Below are 18,221 nucleotides of genomic sequence, written 5' to 3'. Positions count from 1 at the left end.
ATTCAGGATTAACTATTAGAACAAGTTGGATTAATGATTAGGCTATTAAATAGAATTAGCAGATTGATTCATTTACACTTATTGATATGACATATGAGATTACCTTTGCAAAAACAATAAGTACATTGAAATGATACGATTACAAAATATAAACCTAACTCCACCTGAGGATATACAGCAATTAGCAAATAATCACGCTATCGCTGTAAACTTACGGGATACTTTTCCATATCCTTATAAGATTGAAGATGCTACTACATTTCTTGATTTAGCTACAAATGGATCATTAGGAAACGTCTTCGGGATATATGAGAATAATACATTCGTTGGTTGTTGCAGCCTAATACCACAGTATGATGTATATCGTATTAATGCAGAAATTGGATATGGATTGGAGAACCTTATTGGGGCAAAGGATATGCCACCGAAGCGGTAAGGTTATTGATAAAATTTGCTTTTGAAGAACTTGACTTATTGAGGATTTATGCGAAAATTTACGAGTATAATATAGGCTCAATGAAAGTTTTGGAAAAAACAGGTTTTGAAAAGGAAGCCATTATTAAGTCCTCGGTTATAAAAGAGGGACAAATAGTTGATGAACATTTATATAGTATTAGGAAAAAATGAAAAAAGATATAGGCGATCACATTATTAGTAAATTAGATTTGCAGGATATAGTTAAAGTGTTGTCTGATGAATTAAGCGGGTCGGAACTGAACACTGTTTTACTGGACGTTTTCAACAAGCGTGTCGGGCAGGTAACTCCCTCGTCTTTACTAAGTAAATATGAGGGTAACAAGCTTGTTAAGCCCGCCTTATTAGAAGATGTTTTAGAATATAAAGAAAATGAATTACGGTGCTATAAATTAATAGCAGGTAGAGGATTTGAACCCATAGAACTTTCCCCGGTCGCTCAGTTTGGGACAAGTAGTGTTATAGCAACAGTAGATCAGAAAAAAGTCCTTACTTCTTTAAGAAACACAGAAGTACAGGCAGACCCGACGAATGCAATAGCATTACATTACGCATCGTTAAAGAAAAAAGGAGAATTAGATAACAAAACCTATAATTACAGTAATATTTCACGGGTAATAAGGACACAGGTATTTAATAATCCTAATTTCACTCCTCATTTTACTGTTCTCGCCCTTATTTCATGCGGTAGAGATACTGGTAGCTTTAATTTTGAGAAAGAAGAACTATTAAAACATTTAACTACATCGTATGAAATATGTAAAAGTTACGGTGTGGAGAAAATATATTATGAGATTATTCCATGCAAAGGTTATGACAGTCAAAGCCCGCTTATAATGGAATCAATATCGTATGTCCGGGAAAAGAATAGTAATCTTGAGGTCTTGGTTATAGCACCGGAACATGATAATAACTATTATCATGGTTTCAGAATAAAGCAGCAAATAGTGATCGGCGGCAATACTATTGAAATTGCTGACGGTGGATTGCTTGATTGGACACAACAGCTATTAACCAACAAAAAAGAGCGAATGATGACATTCGGGCTTGGTATTCAGGTATTATATCACCTAACTAAATAAACATGGTAAAGAGTAAAGTCATATTTGAAGATGAAGAACAAGTAGAAATTAAATATCCTTGTTTTGAATTAAAGGATATTGTTGAGTATTATTTTGAAATATGTACTCCTAACAATTCTATAACTCCATTTTCACTTGTGGCTTTGCCCAATGCTAATATCTTAGTTTCAATTTATATCTCCGATAGTAATCAGACATTCAAAGTACATCGTGAACATGGTATAATTGATACATCGGGTGATAAGATATCTGGTAGCTTAACAGAAGCGATCACTGTAATACACGCTCCCGGAACCCATGAATTTTCAATAAAATTCAAGCCGGGAGTTTTGTACTCCTGTTTATCTAAAGATATTTCAACTTTGGTGGATAATCATTTGTCTCTGCAAAAGTATCTAAATCAAAAAGTAATAGACGAACTAAAATTGCAAAGCTCTTTTGCCGAGCGAGTTCAGTTTGTAGAGAATTGGATTTTAAGTAATATGAAAATCTTTAGTTCTGATTTCAAACTCAACACTGTAATAAAAACAATTTACTATATCAATACTAACCGTAATTACAAATTGAACACAGTAAGTAAGGAAGTTGGTGTGTCAAATCCTACACTCAATAGATATTTCAAAGAAGTATTAGGTATATCACCCAAACAATGCTTTAAAGCTTTACGCTTTAAAACTGCATTGAAGAACTATCGTGCAAATGGTAGTTATGATTTATACGACGAATTGGGATATACCGACTTTTCCCATTTTGTAAAAGAAGCTAAAAATTTGGCAAACACAACTCCATCAGAACTATAAGAAAAAGTAATAAAGACTATAAAAGCACATTAATAAAATATTATCTATGACAATGAATGAAAATATGAAACTTTGGAAATACAGTGGGACATTTCTTGTTATAACAGGAGCAATCCACACAGTATATGCACTATTACTTGGGAAAGAGGACTTTACGGAGATGATAAAAGATGGATTAATAAACTCCACAGATGACAGTTACAGCCGTGCTTTCGCCCTTTGGTTTTTAGTATGTGGGATTATACTTATTCTTTGGGGGCTAACACTCCAATGCTATATCAAAAAAGAGCAGAAACCCGCACCTCTGGTTTTGGGGTATTGTATTTTGGCGTTTGCTGTGGTTGGATGTATCATAGAGCCGATTTCCGGTTTTTGGCTGTTTTTGCCGCAAGCATTGATAATAATTACTGCAAATAAGAAAATGGAAACATTAAATAAATACAGGAAATCACAGCTAAGAACTAACAAAAAATAGATTCTTGCAGCTAAAAAACAAAAGAAGGCTATTTATGGTAACTTTTTGCATAACATATTGACTAACTTTGCACTCAACAATTAAAAGCTTATGAAAATCAATGCTGAAACAAAATATTGCCAAACGTGTGGAATCCCTTTAGACATAGATTATACAAATCTTAAGGCAAGCCAAAATGTGGAGTATTGCGACTATTGTTTGCATAACGGGGTTAAACTCTATGATTTCTCAATGGATTATCTCATTTATCTTTGGGGGCTTTTCCCCGAAGAATATTATAAAGAGACAGGAGTCAACCTCACGTCGGAAGAATTGAGAGCGGAGATGTCCAAACGACTTCCAAATATCAAGAGATGGAAACAAAAGATCAATACGGCTCATGTACAATATGATTTGATTATAAGAGTTCAGGAGTATATCAACCGCCATTTGTTTGACGACCTTGATTCCGACAAGCTATCGTATGTTGCAGGTATCTCCAAATATTATTTTCGCAGGCTTTTCAAGGCTGTTTGTGGCGAAAATATGGGAACTTACATTCAACGACTGAGATTAGAGTACATTGCATTTAAGCTAATAACAACTGACGTAAGTGTACCGAAGCTTCTCGATCAAATCAATTATCAGAACAAACACACACTTTCGAGGGCATTCAAAAGTTATTTCAATTGTTCCATTCCGGAATTTCGCAAAAAGCATTCAAACGTCAATCCCGAAAGGAAAAATCCGATACGAATTGAACCAAGTATTGAAAAAATATCTGGTATCCGAATCGCATACTTGAAATTGGAAAGAACAAATAATGTCAGTCATAGCTACTCTGTTTTGTGGAAGCAGTTGCTACAATTTTCCGAAAAATATGAATTGTCTTCAAAAGGATGTAAATACGTGAGCTTGACTCTCGATTATCCGTATATCACGCCTGAAGAACAAAGTCGTTTTATGATTGGGGTAACATTGCCGCAATCATTTGAAGCGCCGAAAGGCTTTGGCGTTTATGAAATTCATGCGGGAGAATATGCAATCTTTCGTTTCAAAGGGTTTTATCATGAACTGAATAAAGTGTACTGTCATATTTATCTTGACTGGTTGCCGACAAGCGATTATACCCTGCGAGAACAGCTCACCTTTGAGACTTACATCAACACTCCCCAAAAAACTCCGGCTTCGGAACTTATAACAGATATTTATATCCCTATTACAAAAAAAGAAACATGAAATACTTAAACCAAGAGATAGAAAACGAATTAAAAAATCAAGGAGCAGAACTGATACGTTTTGTCAGTATATCGCATTTAGACGAAAAGCAAAACAGACAACTCCCGAACGCCATTGTTTTTGCACTTCCGCTAACCGCAGAATATGCTAAAATGGTATTTAATATTCCCGACTACGTACAAGCACGGATAGCGGATAATTACAATTTCGACGATGATGAATATTCGCTAACCGAACATAAGGTGGGAGAAATAGCAGACGAATTGGCCAAGTTCATCACCGGGAAGGGGTATAAAGCCATATCGCAATCCGATACAGGATTAGTGGCCGACAGCGTTTTCGATCATGAAACAAAAAAATCAGTATTACCCCATAAAACCGTTGCACTACTTGGCGGATTAGGGTGGATTGGAAAAAACAACCTGTTAATTACTCCTGAATATGGCGCAGCACAATGTCTCGGTACGGTTTTAACTGATGCTCCACTGGAAACGGTATTGCATGAACCTCTATCTCCAAAATGCGGAAATTGCATTACTTGTGTCAAGATCTGCGAGAGAAAAGTCCTTAAAGGTAAAGTTTGGAGTAGATCTGTTTCAAGAGATGAAATCGTTAACATACATGGATGCAGTACCTGTTTGAAATGCCTTGTGCATTGTCCCAGAACACAAACATATATAAAGAGGAATATTGTCTGAGTTTCTACAAGTGACAAACGAAGAATAACAAGTAGAAGAAGCCCAAACAAGGGTTCACAAGAATAAAAAACGGAAGGGATTGATTTCTCTTCCGTTTTTTTATTCTTATATTTTTATCATACCAATAATCGAAAAATCTAAATCTTCCGAATTACTCTGGCGGGATTACCTGCCACAATCGTGTTCGGTTCTACGTCCCTGGTCACAACACTGCCCGCCCCTACAACACTATTCTCACCGATTGTAACTCCCGGAAGGATCGTAGCCCCTGCTCCTATCCATGCCCTGTTACAAATATGTACCGGTCTACAAGTAATAATCGAGCGATTGTCAAGATCATGATTATTCGATATAAGTTGTACATTGGCGGCTATCTGAACATCATCGTCAATCGTAATACCACCGGCAGACATCATCAGGCAACCATTCATTATAACGACATGGCGGCCAATCTTCACCTCATGGGGACGAATGACAGTAAGCGGGGTATTCACACGACTGCCTTCCCCCATATTTGGAAAAAGACGATGAAGCAGCCCATCATATTCGTCCGTCATCGGCATAGTATGGTTCAGGCGGAATACCAATTGTGCCTGTTCTTTTGCCAAAGCAAGCTCCGCCTCACTCTGGTGTGCGCAGTCTATTCTTATTTCTTTCATATATAATGCTACTCCTTATTTCAATCTCTTTCCATCCGAAAAGGCATTACCTACCTTTTTACCCACTTCCAGGTAATCGTTATTGAATGGATCGAATATAATAGGAGACACTTTGGATACATCTACTTTTCCGTTTTCGTCAAGAGCACGTTCGTCTACACTTACGTTTATTATTTCGCCACGCAAAATACAGGTTTCTGAATTATAATCCTTCAATTTACATTCCAGCACTACAGATAATTCGTCAATCAACGGTGCATCTACAAACTCCGAACGGGTAGCATGGAAACCTGCACGAGCAAATTTATCCGGAACCTTATTACCGGAAACAATACCCACGTAATCACAGGCTATCACCTGTCCGACCTCTGCCATACTCACGGTAAAAGCCTTACGCTTCAGTATATTGGCTGTCGTTTTATGTCCCTCACTAATACAAATACTAATTTCATGCATCTCGCTGATACCACCCCAAGCCGCATTCATAGCGTTGGGAGTACCATTTTCATCATAAGCAGCGATAATAAACACCGGCTGCGGATAAGTAAAGGCTTTGCCCCAAAATTCTTTCTCATAACAATTTATTTTTTAGTCCATTTCTTAATATCTTCCTTCGTCGCACCATTCAAAAGCCGGCCCTTTTGCCATTTCAGATCAGGATAGGTTTCCTGCAACTCTTTTTCCGCATTAGAAATACTGCTGCTACCCGATGTTGCAAACGGAATAATTGTCTTGCCGGCAAAATCACCGCTTTCAATAAAAGTATTGATGATTCTCGGAGCTGAATTCCACCAAATAGGGAAACCTATATAAATGATATCGTAATCTGCAAGATTCTCCGGTTTAGATTTTAATGCAGGACGTGATTTAGCATTTGACATCTCCACACTGCTACGTGAAGATTTGTCATGCCAATCCAAATCAGCAGTGACGTATTCTTTTTCAGGTTGTATTTCGTAGAGCGTTCCACCTGTAACTTCTACAATCAACTTCGCTGCTTTTTCCGTCGTTCCTGTTGCCGAGAAATAAACCACCAATGTCTTATCACTTTGCGTCTGTGCATTTATGGGGATACATAACATCATGATCACTACCATAATCATACCTTTAACCTTCATTGCTGTCATATGTAATTCTTATTTTTATTGTTATGACACAAAATTACAGAATAGTATTCAATATAAAAGTATATAAATCACTGATTATCTAACCCAAATTACTGATCGTAAACCGCCAGCATATACGATTGTATTATTATTTATTTTTCAATAGCTCTTCACCCTCCGCAAAACTCCACCACCGTCGTCTTCCCTGCCAACACCAGCACCTCTTCACAGGCAATCTCCCCTTTGCCGATATGCCAGGCCAACGTACCGATCTTTCCGCAAATCTGAAAACAAAACTTTCCGGGTTTGAACTTGACACTTGTACGTGCCGGTATTGCACAAGAGATACCGGTACGGGGATTACGGCCGATACGCTCTTTTTGCAACCACGGAATAAAAGTACCGAAAACTTGAAGCAAACAGGATTATTCTGTTTCATTGCAATCCGCAAAGGATCAGTTAGAAAGTAATAGAAAAGAGTATTTCCGCCTGGAACTTTCCATAATCGATCGTTTCAACAAGAATCAACCTATTCCGGTTGTTTTTCCAAAATCAACCCAAACAGGTTGTTTTTATTAAATCAACCCAAATAGGTTGTTCTTTTAATAAATATCAGTATATTTGCTTCCGGATAAAACCTTTCCATAAATATATGAAAATAAAAGGAGTAATTACAGGAGATATCATTCAGTCCACTCACATAAATCCAGCAGACAGAAATCTATTGCTGGACACTATTCAGGGTATTATACAATGCACCCGAAAATGGGGAGAGAACCGACTGGATATCTATCGCGGCGACAGCTTTCAAATACTAGTGGACAACCCCATACAAGCATTAAGGATTACTCTGTTGATACGAGCTGGATTGCAGGCTAAGTCACCCACCGCTTTCCGATGGGACGCACGGGTTGCATTAGGTCTGGGAACGATTGATTTTGAAAGAGAACAAAGTGTAATCGAATCCGATGGAGAAGCTTTCCGTAACTCCGGTTGGGAGTTTGATAAATTAGGTCGTTCAAAAAAGCTGGCAATCAGAACTCCCTGGGAAAACTTCAATGAAGAATTTATAGTCAGCACCGCTTTGGTTGACGATATTGTTTCGAATTGGACGATCACACAGGCTCAGGCAATATTTTTGTTTCTATCAACCGGTAAAACACAAAAAGAGATTGCCGATGATTTACAAAAATCATCACAAGCAATCAGTAAACTATTAATTGGGGGAAAAGTAAACTTAATAGAACTTTACCTGAATCGCTATGAACAATTGACAACAACCTTAATACAATAATAATTATGGAATTAACAGACCTGAATCTTTTACTAAAACTATTATTCTCCCATTTGATTGTAGATTTCATTTTACAAACAAATAAAATTGTAAGAAAAAAACGGGAAGGTAAATACCAATATCATATCATCCACAGCCTGACACAAGCCTTGGTTACTTATATTGTTGCAGGACTATGGAATTGTTGGTTCATCATTCCTGTTATTTTCATAACACATTTCGCCATCGACTTATGGAAAATCACTCAGAAAGAGAAACTATATTCATTTATCATAGATCAGGTCTTACACATCCTGGTACTTTGTACGTTATGGGTGGTAATAACCAAACAATATGCAGCTGTCGGAGATATACTTCAAAACATTATGAAATGTGACAAATGTTGGATATATCTGATCGGTTATCTGCTTATACTAAAACCTGCATCTATATTCCTCGGACTGTTCACCAAAAGATGGAGAGATAAAGGTAACGTATCTGAAAGTCTTCAAAATGCAGGTCAATGGATTGGCTATCTCGAACGAATATTGATTATAACTTTTATATTGATTGGAAAAATTGAAGCAATAGGATTTCTTCTAGCGGCCAAATCTATTTTTCGATTTGGAGAATTGAATAAAAGTAAAGAAATCAAAACTACTGAGTATGTTCTGATCGGGACACTTGCCAGTTTCACCATTGCCATAATTATAGGGCTTATTATGAATTGGCTTTCTACTCATCCGGGAAGTGTTATTTAGTCTTATCATACCCCCGAAACTCCCGAACTTATCCATTACTTTTGTCTGAAAGAAGAGGTTTTAGACATGAAAACAAAATTAAGCTTCAAGATTATAGCCGCATTGATCAGTATATCACTGGCGGCACTGTTGTTCTCGCAGGGATACTGGCTGAAAGGATTGTATGACTCGACCTGGATACAAATCAATGGTAACATAGAGGAAGCTATGCGTATGGCTGATTATAAGGAAATATTTATCCGCATCGACGAATTGACCCAAGGAGAAACCCATGGAGAGATAAGTCAAAGTTTTACCTTTTCAAAAGAAGAGGATGAAGAAACTGAAAAAGCAGGAATGATGGATACTTTTGCCGTCCATACGGATAAGAATCCATTCAAAAATAAGGATATATCTAAATCGCTGAATGAATATCTTAGTTTGCTTACCGACCTGGAAGGGCAAATACAACAAGCACTCCACATGAAAATAGATTCACTCATGCCAGTCAACTATAATAAATACGACAGCCTCCTTTCCATAGAACTCAAACAGCATGATATTTTTGTACCTCACAAGCTGGAAGTCGTACAATTGGTCGACAGCTTGCCGAAAGTAGTAATGAGCATCCAGTCCACCGACTCTGTTATTGCGACAGAGAACTGGGATAAAGCCTCCCAATTCAACTATCCGATCTCTACACAATCGGAGCAATATTACCGATTAACATTAAAAACTCCTTTTCAACTGGTATTCAAACAAATGGCAGGAATACTCATCTCCTCCCTCCTGCTCGTGATCCTGATCCTGATAGCATTTATCTATCTGATCCATACTATTCTCCGGCAAAAAACCGTAGAAGAATTGAAAACGGACTTCACCAACAATATGACACACGAACTGAAAACACCGATCTCCGTTGCTTATGCGGCCAACGACGTATTACTCAATTACGACAACAACGCCAACGAAAAACAAAAGAAATACCTCGGAATTATCCGTGAACAACTGACCCAGCTAAGCGGCCTGGTCGAACAGATCCTTACGCTTTCGGTAGAGAATCGCAATACATTCCGTCTGAAACAGGAATCGATTCCTATCACGGATATCATTCCCCCGCTCATTGAACAACATAAGTTAAAGGCCGGTAAGCCTGTCAACTTCACCGTAAATATCCCGAACAACATTGCAGTATTTGCAGACCGCACGCATTTCTATAATATGTTGGGAAACCTGATCGATAATGCCGTGAAATATTCGGGAGACAAACCTTATTGTAATATCTCCATACAAGCAGAGACACAGACAAACGGGATCCGTATCTCCGTTACCGACAACGGAATCGGTATCAGTGAAGCCAGCCTGCCACATATATTCGATAAGTTTTACCGGGTACCCAGCGGTAACCTGCATAATGTAAAAGGATTCGGCCTGGGACTTTATTACGTAAAGGACATGATGAGCAAACACGGAGGATCGGTATCTGTAAAAAGCCAACCGGGCAAAGGAACCACATTTACCCTCCATTTTAAAAACTGAAAAAGAAAAGAAAAGAAAGACTATGGCAAAAATAAAAGTATTACTGGTTGAAGACGAACCGACCCTTGCAATGATCATCAAAGATACATTGGATGGCGAAGAGTTCGACATCGTGTTGGCAGCCGACGGCGAAGAAGGCCTGGCTCTTTACAAAGAAGTAAAACCGGATATCATTGTAACAGATATCATGATGCCGAAGATAGACGGCTTCACCCTGATACGCCATATCCGCAAGACCGACAGCCAGATCCCTGTCCTTTTCCTTTCGGCCCGTTCAGCAGCGAATGATGTGGTCGAAGGCTTCGAACTGGGCGGTAACGATTACCTCAAAAAGCCCTTCGGCATGGCCGAGCTGATCATCCGTATCAAAGCCCTGCTGAATAAGATCACCGTCCGTAAAGAAGAAAAGTCGACCTTCAACCTCGGACAATACACATTCGACTCCATCACGCAAACCCTGCAATACTGTGGAGAAAAGCAACTGTTAAGCAACCGCGAGTCGGAAATACTCAAACGTCTTTGCGAAAACAAGGATCATGTATTACCGATGAAAGATGTCCTACTCGACCTTTGGGGCGACGACTCTTTCTTTAATGCCCGCAGCCTTCATGTTTTCATTACAAAGCTGCGTCATAAACTATCGGACGATCCCAGTATAAAGATACTGAATGTACGGGGAATCGGTTACAAACTTATTATTGACTAAAAGTGCATTCTATGCCAAGACAGTGGATAAGTAAGGAATAACTATAAATGAACCATAGAATATACTGATGAATATGAAAATACTGATAAGCTTGTTACTTCTCTGCTGTACCTCATGGCTAACAGCAAACGACCGGTACGTAATACAAGCGCATATAACAGGCGTAAAAGACGGCACTGTCTTCTTTCTGAAACAATTCGATAACCAGCGGATCATCAACTCCATGCGGATCGAAAAAGATGCTTTCCAAATGAGAGGGACCTTATCGGATATTCCCCAGCATTTATGGTTATGTACAACTATTGAAGATGAATTTTATTACTGTGACCTCCTAATCGATAAAGACACTCTATACATCGAAGGTAACCTCTCCGACTTCCCGCACAATCTCAAATACAGGGGAGCTGAAACACATATAGGATATACAGATTATTTAAATAAGACCAGCCAGGTTAACCAAAGAATAGATAGCCTCAACATTATTTCCATGTATTTACATGATTTGAGAGCAAAAAAAGACAAACGTCTTGGTAATAAGAAAATGGCAAAAGCTGCCTTGGAATCTATCAAGAAAGAAATGGCTGCCAAAACTTTCGAACCCCAGACTGACTTGAGGTTACGTATAGCCCAACAAGAACGGGATTCCATCCGTATTTCATTTATTGAGCATAATATGGACAAATATGCCGGCCAGTTCCTCCTTACCCGTATCATGAAAAAGTTATCGCCAGACTCATTACGTCAGTTCTATCGCCTGATCCCGGTAGAGATGAAAAAGACGAAATTCGCCCGCCTCATCAGTAACCAGATCAATCCCTATGCAGATGACTGCATCCGGCAGGCAGACAACCTGCTGTCATTAAGCGGCAGTGCTATTCAAATCAATAAATACACGGAAGAAGCATATAAACTATATGAACAGGGAGTGCGCCTGGACCCGGAACGAACCGACGGATATATTGCCCTGTCAACGATGTACGAACGCCTGCTTCCGCTAAAAGGGGATGAAGCATACGACATATCCATCTCTTACCTCAACAAATTCATCGAAAGTGATGTCAGGGAGGAAGATCGCGAAGAAGCCCGGAAACGGATAAAAGATATAGAATTTCGCAAATGGCTGTCGACCAATATCAATCCGGAAATGATTGAAGTGAAAGGCAGTACATTTACAATGGGATCAACCTATAAAGAAGACAATAATCCACCCCATAAAGTAACGGTTAAAAGTTTTTCCATCAGTAAATACGAAATAACCAATTTCCAGTTTGCCGCTTTTTTAAAAGCTTACGGAAGTCAGGTGGTAAAAGAAGGGCCGGATGCAGGACAACCCTTATATTATGAATGTAACTGGGGAATCGGACAAGGGAAACCGATCCCCGGGTATGAAGCACATCCGGCCATTTATATTACCTGGTACGGAGCACAAGCTTATTGCCAATGGGCGGGCGGACGTCTGCCGACAGAAGAAGAATGGGAATATGCTGCCCGCGGCGGATTATACGGTAAACGCGATCATCTGTACAGCGGAGGGATGGAACTCGACAGCCTGGGATGGTATGCCGGAAACTCGGAAGGCAAACCGCATCCGGTCGGCATGAAGAAACCGAATGAACTGGGCATCCATGATATGAGCGGAAATGTATGGGAATGGTGTTCCGACAGTTTTGAAAAGGATGGCAAACTATATGCTGTCGTACGTGGAGGTACCTGGTTCAACGAACGGGCGAGTTGCCGTCCTACCTGTCATTATTATATTTACCCGGGAAGTAAACATTTCAACAACGGATTCAGGATCGTGAAAGATATCCCTTAATCCGTCGGAAATAAAACCTGGCAGCAGGGTTCAACTCAATTTCTTTAAAGCCTGTGCCAGTTGGTCCGGGCAAGAGGTACCCCGTTCACGGCAATCGATGCCCTCCAATCGTTGTATGGCGTCCTGTACTTCCATGCCAACCAGTAATTTTGATAAACCTTGTGTGTTTCCCTGGCATCCGCCTACAATCTGAACTCCGGTAATCACATTGTCTTCAGCGTCAACAATCATCATTTTAGAACATACCCCTCCTGTAGGAGTGTAAGCTATACGTTGTTTACTCATCTCTTTGTACTTTTATATTCACGGGGTGCAAAGGTATAAATAAAATTAAGTACTTTTGCCAATTATAAAAAACTAACAGCATGACTTACGAAGAAACGCTTCACTATCTATATACAAGCATTCCGGTATTTCAGCACAGCGGAGCATCCGCTTACAAGCCGGGACTGGACACCAGTATTGCACTGGACAATTATCTGGGGAATCCCCATAAAGCCTATAAGACAATCCACGTAGCAGGGACAAACGGAAAAGGTTCCGTCAGCCATTTACTGGCAGCGATCCTTCATCAGGCGGGATATAAAGTCGGACTTTTCACATCTCCCCACCTGATCGATTTCCGCGAACGCATCCGTGTCAACGGTAAAATGATACCCAAAGAATATGTAATAGATTTTGTAGAGCGCCATCGTACCACTTTCGAACCACTTCACCCTTCCTTCTTCGAACTGACTTCTACCATGGCTTTCGATTATTTCCGAGCTGAAGAAGTTGATTTTGCCATTATCGAAGTAGGCATGGGCGGACGGTTGGACAGCACCAACATTATCACTCCTATCCTGAGTATTATCACGAATATCAGTCTCGACCATACCCAGTTTCTGGGCGATACGGTAGAAAAGATCGCCTTTGAAAAAGCAGGGATCATCAAACCCAAAGTTCCGGCACTGGTAGGTGAAATATATACCCAAAGCGTTGCACAGGTATTTGCCGATGCAGCTCACAGGAATGAGACACTGGTTTATTTTGCTTCACAGGAAGACCTGCTAAACGAATCATATCTGATGGATACCGGCGAATGGTATTTTGATTCCGTCGAGTACGGACAACTATTCGGTGAATTGGGCGGAGTGGCGCAAGTAAGAAATGCCAAAACTGTACTGGCTGCTCTCAATCTGCTTTACACTCAGGGAATCGATATACCTCAGGAAGCTGTACGCGAAGGATTCGAGCATGTAGTTGAATTCACCGGACTAATGGGACGCTGGCAGGTTTTGCAGGAAAAACCAAAAGTGATATGCGATACAGGCCACAACACCGGCGGATGGCAATATCTGAACATGCAGCTGAAAGAAGTAATGAAGCGTTCCCGTCATACTTATATGATCGTCGGCATGGTAAACGACAAAGATATTAACGGTGTGCTGGACCTGATGCCCCAGGATGCTTTCTACTTTTTTACACAGGCATCCGTTCCACGGGCAATGCCGGCAGCCGAAATTGCCGCCATGGGTATGATGCACGGTCTTAGCGGCGTCACATGCGACTCTGTCGCCATTGCTGTTGAACGGGCGTTAGCCAGAGCCGGCGAAGAAGATACGATCTTTATCGGAGGAAGCACGTTCATCGTAGCCGATGCCCTCCCCCTTTTCATGAAAGAAGACAAATAATACAACTTAATAAAAACAAATATCATGGTAAAACAAATTCAAATGAAATTGAGCGAATCCAAAACGGCACGATGGTCGGTTTTGGCACTCGTTGCATTTACAATGCTTTGCGGTTACTTCATTACAGATATGATGGCTCCGCTTCAGGATTTATTACAAACCCCCGTCATGAGCGGCGGCCTTGGGTGGAGTGGCGATGACTACGGTAAATTTACAAGTGCATACGGCTGGTTCAATGTTTTCCTGTTAATGCTTATTTTCGGCGGTATGATCCTTGATAAGATGGGAGTACGTTTCACTGGTTTAATGGCCACCGGTATCATGCTGGTCGGTGTTTTCATTAAATGGTTCGGTATCTCTCATGATTTCGGTGGTGAAACAGTTTCTGTTTTCGGAACCGAATGGGGTTATCCTCTACTCATTGCCTCTTTAGGCTATGCACTCTTTGGCGTAGGCATCGAGATTGCCGGTATAACCGTATCGAAAATCATTGTCAAATGGTTTAAAGGTAAGGAAATGGCATTAGCAATGGGACTTGAAATGGCGTGTGCCCGTATCGGAACAGGTTTAGCAATCGGTATAACGCCTATTCTGAGCCGGGCTTTCAATAATTCTATCAGTATACCTATTTTTATCGGACTAATCTTATTATGCATCGGATTCCTGTCATTCATCGTATTCGTTGTAATGGATAAAAAACGGGATCAGGAAATCCTCGACGAAGGTGAAGAAGAGGAAGAAGCTCCTTTCCGTGCCAAAGATATCCTGGATATTATTACCCTTAAAGGCTTTTGGTATGTCGCCCTTTTATGCGTATTGTTCTATTCCGCCGTATTCCCGTTTCTGAAATACGCACCCAGCCTGATGATTAACAAATTCGGTATTGAACCTACTCTTTCCGGAATCATCCCCTCGATCCTGCCGTTTGGTACTATCCTGCTGACTCCGTTCTTCGGCAACCTGTACGATCGGAAAGGGAAAGGTGCCACCATCATGATGATCGGTGCAATCATGCTTGTATGCATCCATTTCACATTCTCTTTACCATTCCTGGATAATTGGTTGGTAGCACTTGTACTGGTTATCCTGTTAGGAATTGCTTTCTCGCTTGTACCTTCAGCCATGTGGCCTTCTGTTCCAAAAATTATTCCGGAAAATAAGTTAGGAACAGCATATGCCTTATTTTTTGGGTACAAAACTGGGGATTAATGGGTGTGCCTTACCTCATAGGTAAAGTACTCGATAAATACTGTATAACCGGTTATGTCAATGAAAAACCGACTTACGATTATACCATTCCAATGATTATCTTTACCTGTTTTGGTATACTTGCACTTCTCATTTCATATCTCCTGAAAAGAGAAGACCGTATAAAAGGTTACGGTTTGGAATTACCTAATATCCAAAAAGATGCAGATAAATATCTGGCTGAAGAGATGATCGGTGAAGGTCAGAGATAAATTCATTATATAAAAAAGACAATCATAAAGAGAGCGATGTCGGTAAATTACATAAATTACTGACATCGCTCTCTTTATTTATAAAAACCCGCATTCGATTTACTCTTGTTTCTTTTAATGATAATTACTATTCTTATCCGATAATTTTCTATATTTGTATTGATTGCTCAAGATTCATTTTATGCCTTGTTGAATAAATCAACACCAAACTTGTAAATGTTAAACATATACAAGCTACAAACTTGCAAATCCTACTCAGTATCAGACGTTTTTAGCCTATAAATATTAAGATTGAGCGTTAAGTATTAATATTATGCAAAGAATTAGTCTCATTGATTTAAATTACATATTTTTGTATTGTGCTTCAGTATTGAAACACAGCACATAACCGACAATAAACATTCAAAAAGTTAGTAATATGAATGGGATACAATTTCAACAAAAATTATTGAGCTTGCAAGAAAACATGATGAATTTTGCACTTATGCTCACTGCAAACCGGGACGATGCTCAGGATTTGCTACAGGATACTACATTAAAGGTACTAGATAATCAGGATAAATTCGTTGACAATGTTAATTTCAAAGGATGGGTTTTAACTGTCATGCGTAATATTTTCATAAACAATTACCATAAGATTGTGCGTGTACAGACAGTTGTTGACTCAAGTGCAGATTTATATAATCTGGATGTTGTCAATGATTCCGGATTTGATTCACCGGATAAAGCGTATCAAATTAAGGAGATCACCAAAGCGATCAACGGATTGAACGATGATCTGAAGGTTCCCTTCTCCATGTTTTTAAGTGGCTATAAGTATAACGAAATAGCAGAAAAACTTAATGTGCCCTTAGGAACAGTGAAGAGTCGTATCTTCTTTGCTCGTCAAGAATTACAGAAAAGGTTAAAGGACTTCCAAAATATGTAATCCCTCTTCCCTTTCCCAGTATAACATAAAAGCGACTACTATTCATTTGGTAGTCGCTTTTGCTATTTTCAAACAAATGTTTAGCGACCGATAAATTACATGACAACTATTTAATTGAAAAATAAATAAGTTCTTTTCTTTAGATTTATGACAGCTTCGATTATACAAGCTATACGTTACGTTTGTTTATCCTAATTATTTTGCCTACGTTTGTCTAAAAAACATAATTTAAAGGATCTATTCTATGATTTGTTTTCCTAATGCCAAAATAAACCTGGGACTAAACGTTGTTAGTAAACGGACAGACGGTTATCATAACATCGAGACTGTATTCTATCCTATCCCTGTGAAAGATGCACTTGAAATAGTGAATGCTGAAAAACTATCTTTCACCCAGACAGGAATACAGGTGGATGCTCCCATGGAAAAAAACCTTGTGATAAAAGCACTGAACCTGCTGAAAACACAATATGAAATACCGCCTCTGGAAATCCATCTCCTTAAAGCTATCCCTTTCGGAGCCGGACTGGGTGGCGGATCGGCTGATGCCGCTTTCATGCTGAAATTGCTGAATGATTTCTGCAAACTGGATATCCATGCAGACGAACTGGAAAAAATCGCAGCTTCCATCGGTGCTGACTGTCCGTTCTTTATCCGCAATACACCGGTATTCGCTACCGGAACAGGAAATATATTCGAACCAGTCGAATTATCATTAAAAGGCTATCATTTCTGCCTGATAAAACCGGATGTTGCCGTTTCCACTCCGGAGGCCTATTCATTAGTCACCCCAAAAGTTCCGGCAATCTCACTAAAAGATATTATAAACAAACCGGTTTCCGAATGGAAAAACTTAATGGTAAATGATTTCGAAAAGAGCGTCTTCAGCAAACATCCGGTTATCGGTCGGATCAAAGAAACACTCTACCAGGCTGGGGCCATCTACGCTTCTATGTCTGGGTCAGGTTCCTCCGTATTCGGATTGTTCGAAGCACCGACTCAGTTCAAAGAGCAATTCACCGATTGTTTTGTATGGGAGGGACAATTACCATGAATGTTATAGCCGGTTTCTTTGATGCATTAGCAGATCGCTGGGACGAACTTTGCTATCATGCACCAGAAAAAATCAATCAGATACTGGAACAGACCACTCTGCATAAAGGACTTCGCATATTGGATGTCGGATGCGGAACCGGTGTACTCGAACAGTATCTGTTAACTTATTCACCAGCCCATATTACAGGAATAGACATTTCGCCGCGGATGATTGAAGCAGCACAAAACAAATATGCTACCCCGATAGTCGATTTCCGTTGCATGGATGTTATGGAACTGAAAGACGAACAGTTCGATTTTATTATTGCCTATAGTGTTTTTCCTCATTTCGAACATCCGGATGAGATAATCGGCCATCTGGCAGAATTACTTGTCCCGGGAGGTGAACTTGTGATCTGCACAGCGAAGGGAGGGAAAACATAAACGGACATCACAATAAACAAGCAAACAGAATATCGTTCGGCCTGCCTACGGCTAGGGAAGTTGCCGCCTTGATGGAACCTTATTTTCATATCGAG

At 39.8% G+C, this 18,221-nt stretch carries 19 protein-coding genes and 3 pseudogenes; 17 read left to right on the top strand and 5 right to left on the bottom strand.

Annotated elements, in window-relative coordinates; genetic code table 11:
* Positions 1 to 130 precede the first annotated feature (130 nt).
* From DXA15_RS12685 to DXA15_RS12655, 7 genes are all read left to right on the top strand, one after another.
* Positions 131 to 436 (top strand): hypothetical protein, encoded by a 306-nt coding sequence (locus DXA15_RS12685; protein WP_128134262.1) that lies wholly within the window; start codon positions 131 to 133, stop codon positions 434 to 436.
* Between the two features lie 5 nt (positions 437 to 441).
* A complete protein-coding gene (locus DXA15_RS27980) occupies positions 442 to 627 on the top strand; it encodes a GNAT family N-acetyltransferase (protein ID WP_158579658.1) in 186 nt (61 codons plus the stop codon).
* The gene (locus DXA15_RS12675; protein ID WP_128134261.1) at positions 624 to 1,556 is read left to right on the top strand and encodes a hypothetical protein; all 933 of its coding nucleotides are present in this window, start codon (positions 624 to 626) and stop codon (positions 1,554 to 1,556) included. Before DXA15_RS27980 ends, DXA15_RS12675 begins: the two co-directional genes overlap by 4 nt.
* A 2-nt stretch (positions 1,557 to 1,558) precedes the next feature.
* Positions 1,559 to 2,356: a helix-turn-helix domain-containing protein gene (locus DXA15_RS12670; RefSeq protein ID WP_128134260.1), complete on the top strand. Its 798-nt coding sequence runs from the start codon at positions 1,559 to 1,561 to the stop codon at positions 2,354 to 2,356.
* A 64-nt stretch (positions 2,357 to 2,420) separates the two neighbouring features.
* Positions 2,421 to 2,831: a DUF6463 family protein gene (locus DXA15_RS12665; protein WP_199676312.1), complete on the top strand. Its 411-nt coding sequence runs from the start codon at positions 2,421 to 2,423 to the stop codon at positions 2,829 to 2,831.
* Positions 2,832 to 2,921: 90 nt separating this feature from the next.
* Complete coding sequence (locus tag DXA15_RS12660; protein WP_128134258.1) at positions 2,922 to 4,049, top strand: GyrI-like domain-containing protein; 1,128 nt, start codon at positions 2,922 to 2,924, stop codon at positions 4,047 to 4,049.
* Entirely contained in the window at positions 4,046 to 4,747 is a 702-nt protein-coding gene (locus tag DXA15_RS12655) for an epoxyqueuosine reductase (RefSeq protein WP_128134257.1), read from the top strand. The genes DXA15_RS12660 and DXA15_RS12655 overlap by 4 nt, the downstream gene beginning before the upstream one ends.
* Before the next feature lie 137 nt (positions 4,748 to 4,884).
* Here the strand turns inward: DXA15_RS12655 and DXA15_RS12650 are convergent, their stop codons facing one another.
* The 4 genes and pseudogenes from DXA15_RS12650 to DXA15_RS27630 all read right to left on the bottom strand — a co-directional run.
* Complete coding sequence (locus DXA15_RS12650) at positions 4,885 to 5,406, bottom strand: DapH/DapD/GlmU-related protein (protein ID WP_128134256.1); 522 nt, start codon at positions 5,404 to 5,406, stop codon at positions 4,885 to 4,887.
* 15 nt (positions 5,407 to 5,421) lie between these two features.
* Positions 5,422 to 5,981 (bottom strand): annotated as a pseudogene (locus DXA15_RS12645) (flavin reductase family protein).
* Between the two features lie 6 nt (positions 5,982 to 5,987).
* A complete protein-coding gene (locus tag DXA15_RS12640) occupies positions 5,988 to 6,524 on the bottom strand; it encodes a flavodoxin (RefSeq protein ID WP_128134264.1) in 537 nt (178 codons plus the stop codon).
* 281 nt (positions 6,525 to 6,805) lie between these two features.
* Positions 6,806 to 6,931, bottom strand: a pseudogene (locus DXA15_RS27630) (HU family DNA-binding protein); the annotation flags it as partial.
* Positions 6,932 to 7,164: 233 nt separating this feature from the next.
* Between DXA15_RS27630 and DXA15_RS12630 the strand changes: the two are divergent.
* The 5 genes from DXA15_RS12630 to DXA15_RS12610 all read left to right on the top strand — a co-directional run bounded on the left by DXA15_RS12630 (position 7,165) and on the right by DXA15_RS12610 (position 12,586).
* Positions 7,165 to 7,806 carry a hypothetical protein gene (locus DXA15_RS12630; RefSeq protein ID WP_128134254.1) on the top strand — a complete coding sequence of 214 codons (642 nt, stop codon included), beginning with the start codon at positions 7,165 to 7,167 and terminating at the stop codon, positions 7,804 to 7,806.
* Between the two features lie 5 nt (positions 7,807 to 7,811).
* Entirely contained in the window at positions 7,812 to 8,546 is a 735-nt protein-coding gene (locus DXA15_RS12625) for a DUF3307 domain-containing protein (protein ID WP_128134253.1), read from the top strand.
* Positions 8,547 to 8,612: 66 nt separating this feature from the next.
* Positions 8,613 to 10,064: a sensor histidine kinase KdpD gene (locus tag DXA15_RS12620; RefSeq protein WP_128134252.1), complete on the top strand. Its 1,452-nt coding sequence runs from the start codon at positions 8,613 to 8,615 to the stop codon at positions 10,062 to 10,064.
* A gap of 22 nt (positions 10,065 to 10,086) precedes the next feature.
* Positions 10,087 to 10,770, top strand: coding sequence for a response regulator transcription factor (locus DXA15_RS12615; RefSeq protein ID WP_028729143.1), 684 nt, complete (start codon positions 10,087 to 10,089; stop codon positions 10,768 to 10,770).
* Between the two features lie 73 nt (positions 10,771 to 10,843).
* On the top strand, positions 10,844 to 12,586 hold the full coding sequence (locus tag DXA15_RS12610; protein WP_128134251.1) for an SUMF1/EgtB/PvdO family nonheme iron enzyme: 1,743 nt from the start codon (positions 10,844 to 10,846) through the stop codon (positions 12,584 to 12,586).
* Between the two features lie 30 nt (positions 12,587 to 12,616).
* Here the strand turns inward: DXA15_RS12610 and DXA15_RS12605 are convergent, their stop codons facing one another.
* Positions 12,617 to 12,871, bottom strand: coding sequence for a TIGR03905 family TSCPD domain-containing protein (locus tag DXA15_RS12605; protein WP_128134250.1), 255 nt, complete (start codon positions 12,869 to 12,871; stop codon positions 12,617 to 12,619).
* Between the two features lie 80 nt (positions 12,872 to 12,951).
* On the opposite strand from DXA15_RS12605, the gene DXA15_RS12600 reads away from it, so the two are divergent.
* From DXA15_RS12600 to DXA15_RS12580, 5 genes and pseudogenes are all read left to right on the top strand, one after another.
* Positions 12,952 to 14,259 (top strand): folylpolyglutamate synthase/dihydrofolate synthase family protein, encoded by a 1,308-nt coding sequence (locus DXA15_RS12600; protein ID WP_128134249.1) that lies wholly within the window; start codon positions 12,952 to 12,954, stop codon positions 14,257 to 14,259.
* Between the two features lie 24 nt (positions 14,260 to 14,283).
* Positions 14,284 to 15,719 (top strand): annotated as a pseudogene (locus DXA15_RS12595) (MFS transporter).
* 418 nt (positions 15,720 to 16,137) lie between these two features.
* Positions 16,138 to 16,647, top strand: a complete 510-nt coding sequence (locus tag DXA15_RS12590; RefSeq protein ID WP_007656255.1) for an RNA polymerase sigma factor — start codon at positions 16,138 to 16,140, stop codon at positions 16,645 to 16,647.
* A 244-nt stretch (positions 16,648 to 16,891) separates the two neighbouring features.
* Positions 16,892 to 17,701 carry a 4-(cytidine 5'-diphospho)-2-C-methyl-D-erythritol kinase gene (ispE, locus tag DXA15_RS12585; protein WP_128134248.1) on the top strand — a complete coding sequence of 270 codons (810 nt, stop codon included), beginning with the start codon at positions 16,892 to 16,894 and terminating at the stop codon, positions 17,699 to 17,701.
* On the top strand, positions 17,680 to 18,126 hold the full coding sequence (locus tag DXA15_RS12580) for a class I SAM-dependent methyltransferase (protein ID WP_233567243.1): 447 nt from the start codon (positions 17,680 to 17,682) through the stop codon (positions 18,124 to 18,126). Before ispE ends, DXA15_RS12580 begins: the two co-directional genes overlap by 22 nt.
* Positions 18,127 to 18,221 lie beyond the last annotated feature (95 nt).

It is taken from the genome of Parabacteroides sp. AM58-2XD (genome assembly GCF_003463685.1).
GTDB classification, from domain to species: Bacteria; Bacteroidota; Bacteroidia; order Bacteroidales; family Tannerellaceae; genus Parabacteroides; species Parabacteroides segnis.
This window is presented reverse-complemented; position numbering and strand designations above follow the sequence as displayed.

What these genes read in the sequence shown, in the direction of transcription:
- DXA15_RS12685 (WP_128134262.1), top strand. Translation starts at nt 131, where the DNA reads ATGATACGATTACAAAATATAAACCTAACTCCACCTGAGGATATACAG.
- DXA15_RS12675 (WP_128134261.1), top strand. Translation starts at nt 624, where the DNA reads ATGAAAAAAGATATAGGCGATCACATTATTAGTAAATTAGATTTGCAG.
- DXA15_RS12670 (WP_128134260.1), top strand. Translation starts at nt 1,559, where the DNA reads ATGGTAAAGAGTAAAGTCATATTTGAAGATGAAGAACAAGTAGAAATT.
- DXA15_RS12665 (WP_199676312.1), top strand. Translation starts at nt 2,421, where the DNA reads ATGAAACTTTGGAAATACAGTGGGACATTTCTTGTTATAACAGGAGCA.
- DXA15_RS12660 (WP_128134258.1), top strand. Translation starts at nt 2,922, where the DNA reads ATGAAAATCAATGCTGAAACAAAATATTGCCAAACGTGTGGAATCCCT.
- DXA15_RS12655 (WP_128134257.1), top strand. Translation starts at nt 4,046, where the DNA reads ATGAAATACTTAAACCAAGAGATAGAAAACGAATTAAAAAATCAAGGA.
- DXA15_RS12650 (WP_128134256.1), bottom strand. Translation starts at nt 5,406, where the DNA reads ATGAAAGAAATAAGAATAGACTGCGCACACCAGAGTGAGGCGGAGCTT.
- DXA15_RS12640 (WP_128134264.1), bottom strand. Translation starts at nt 6,524, where the DNA reads ATGAAGGTTAAAGGTATGATTATGGTAGTGATCATGATGTTATGTATC.
- DXA15_RS12630 (WP_128134254.1), top strand. Translation starts at nt 7,165, where the DNA reads ATGAAAATAAAAGGAGTAATTACAGGAGATATCATTCAGTCCACTCAC.
- DXA15_RS12625 (WP_128134253.1), top strand. Translation starts at nt 7,812, where the DNA reads ATGGAATTAACAGACCTGAATCTTTTACTAAAACTATTATTCTCCCAT.
- DXA15_RS12620 (WP_128134252.1), top strand. Translation starts at nt 8,613, where the DNA reads ATGAAAACAAAATTAAGCTTCAAGATTATAGCCGCATTGATCAGTATA.
- DXA15_RS12615 (WP_028729143.1), top strand. Translation starts at nt 10,087, where the DNA reads ATGGCAAAAATAAAAGTATTACTGGTTGAAGACGAACCGACCCTTGCA.
- DXA15_RS12610 (WP_128134251.1), top strand. Translation starts at nt 10,844, where the DNA reads ATGAAAATACTGATAAGCTTGTTACTTCTCTGCTGTACCTCATGGCTA.
- DXA15_RS12605 (WP_128134250.1), bottom strand. Translation starts at nt 12,871, where the DNA reads ATGAGTAAACAACGTATAGCTTACACTCCTACAGGAGGGGTATGTTCT.
- DXA15_RS12600 (WP_128134249.1), top strand. Translation starts at nt 12,952, where the DNA reads ATGACTTACGAAGAAACGCTTCACTATCTATATACAAGCATTCCGGTA.
- DXA15_RS12590 (WP_007656255.1), top strand. Translation starts at nt 16,138, where the DNA reads ATGAATGGGATACAATTTCAACAAAAATTATTGAGCTTGCAAGAAAAC.
- ispE (WP_128134248.1), top strand. Translation starts at nt 16,892, where the DNA reads ATGATTTGTTTTCCTAATGCCAAAATAAACCTGGGACTAAACGTTGTT.
- DXA15_RS12580 (WP_233567243.1), top strand. Translation starts at nt 17,680, where the DNA reads ATGGGAGGGACAATTACCATGAATGTTATAGCCGGTTTCTTTGATGCA.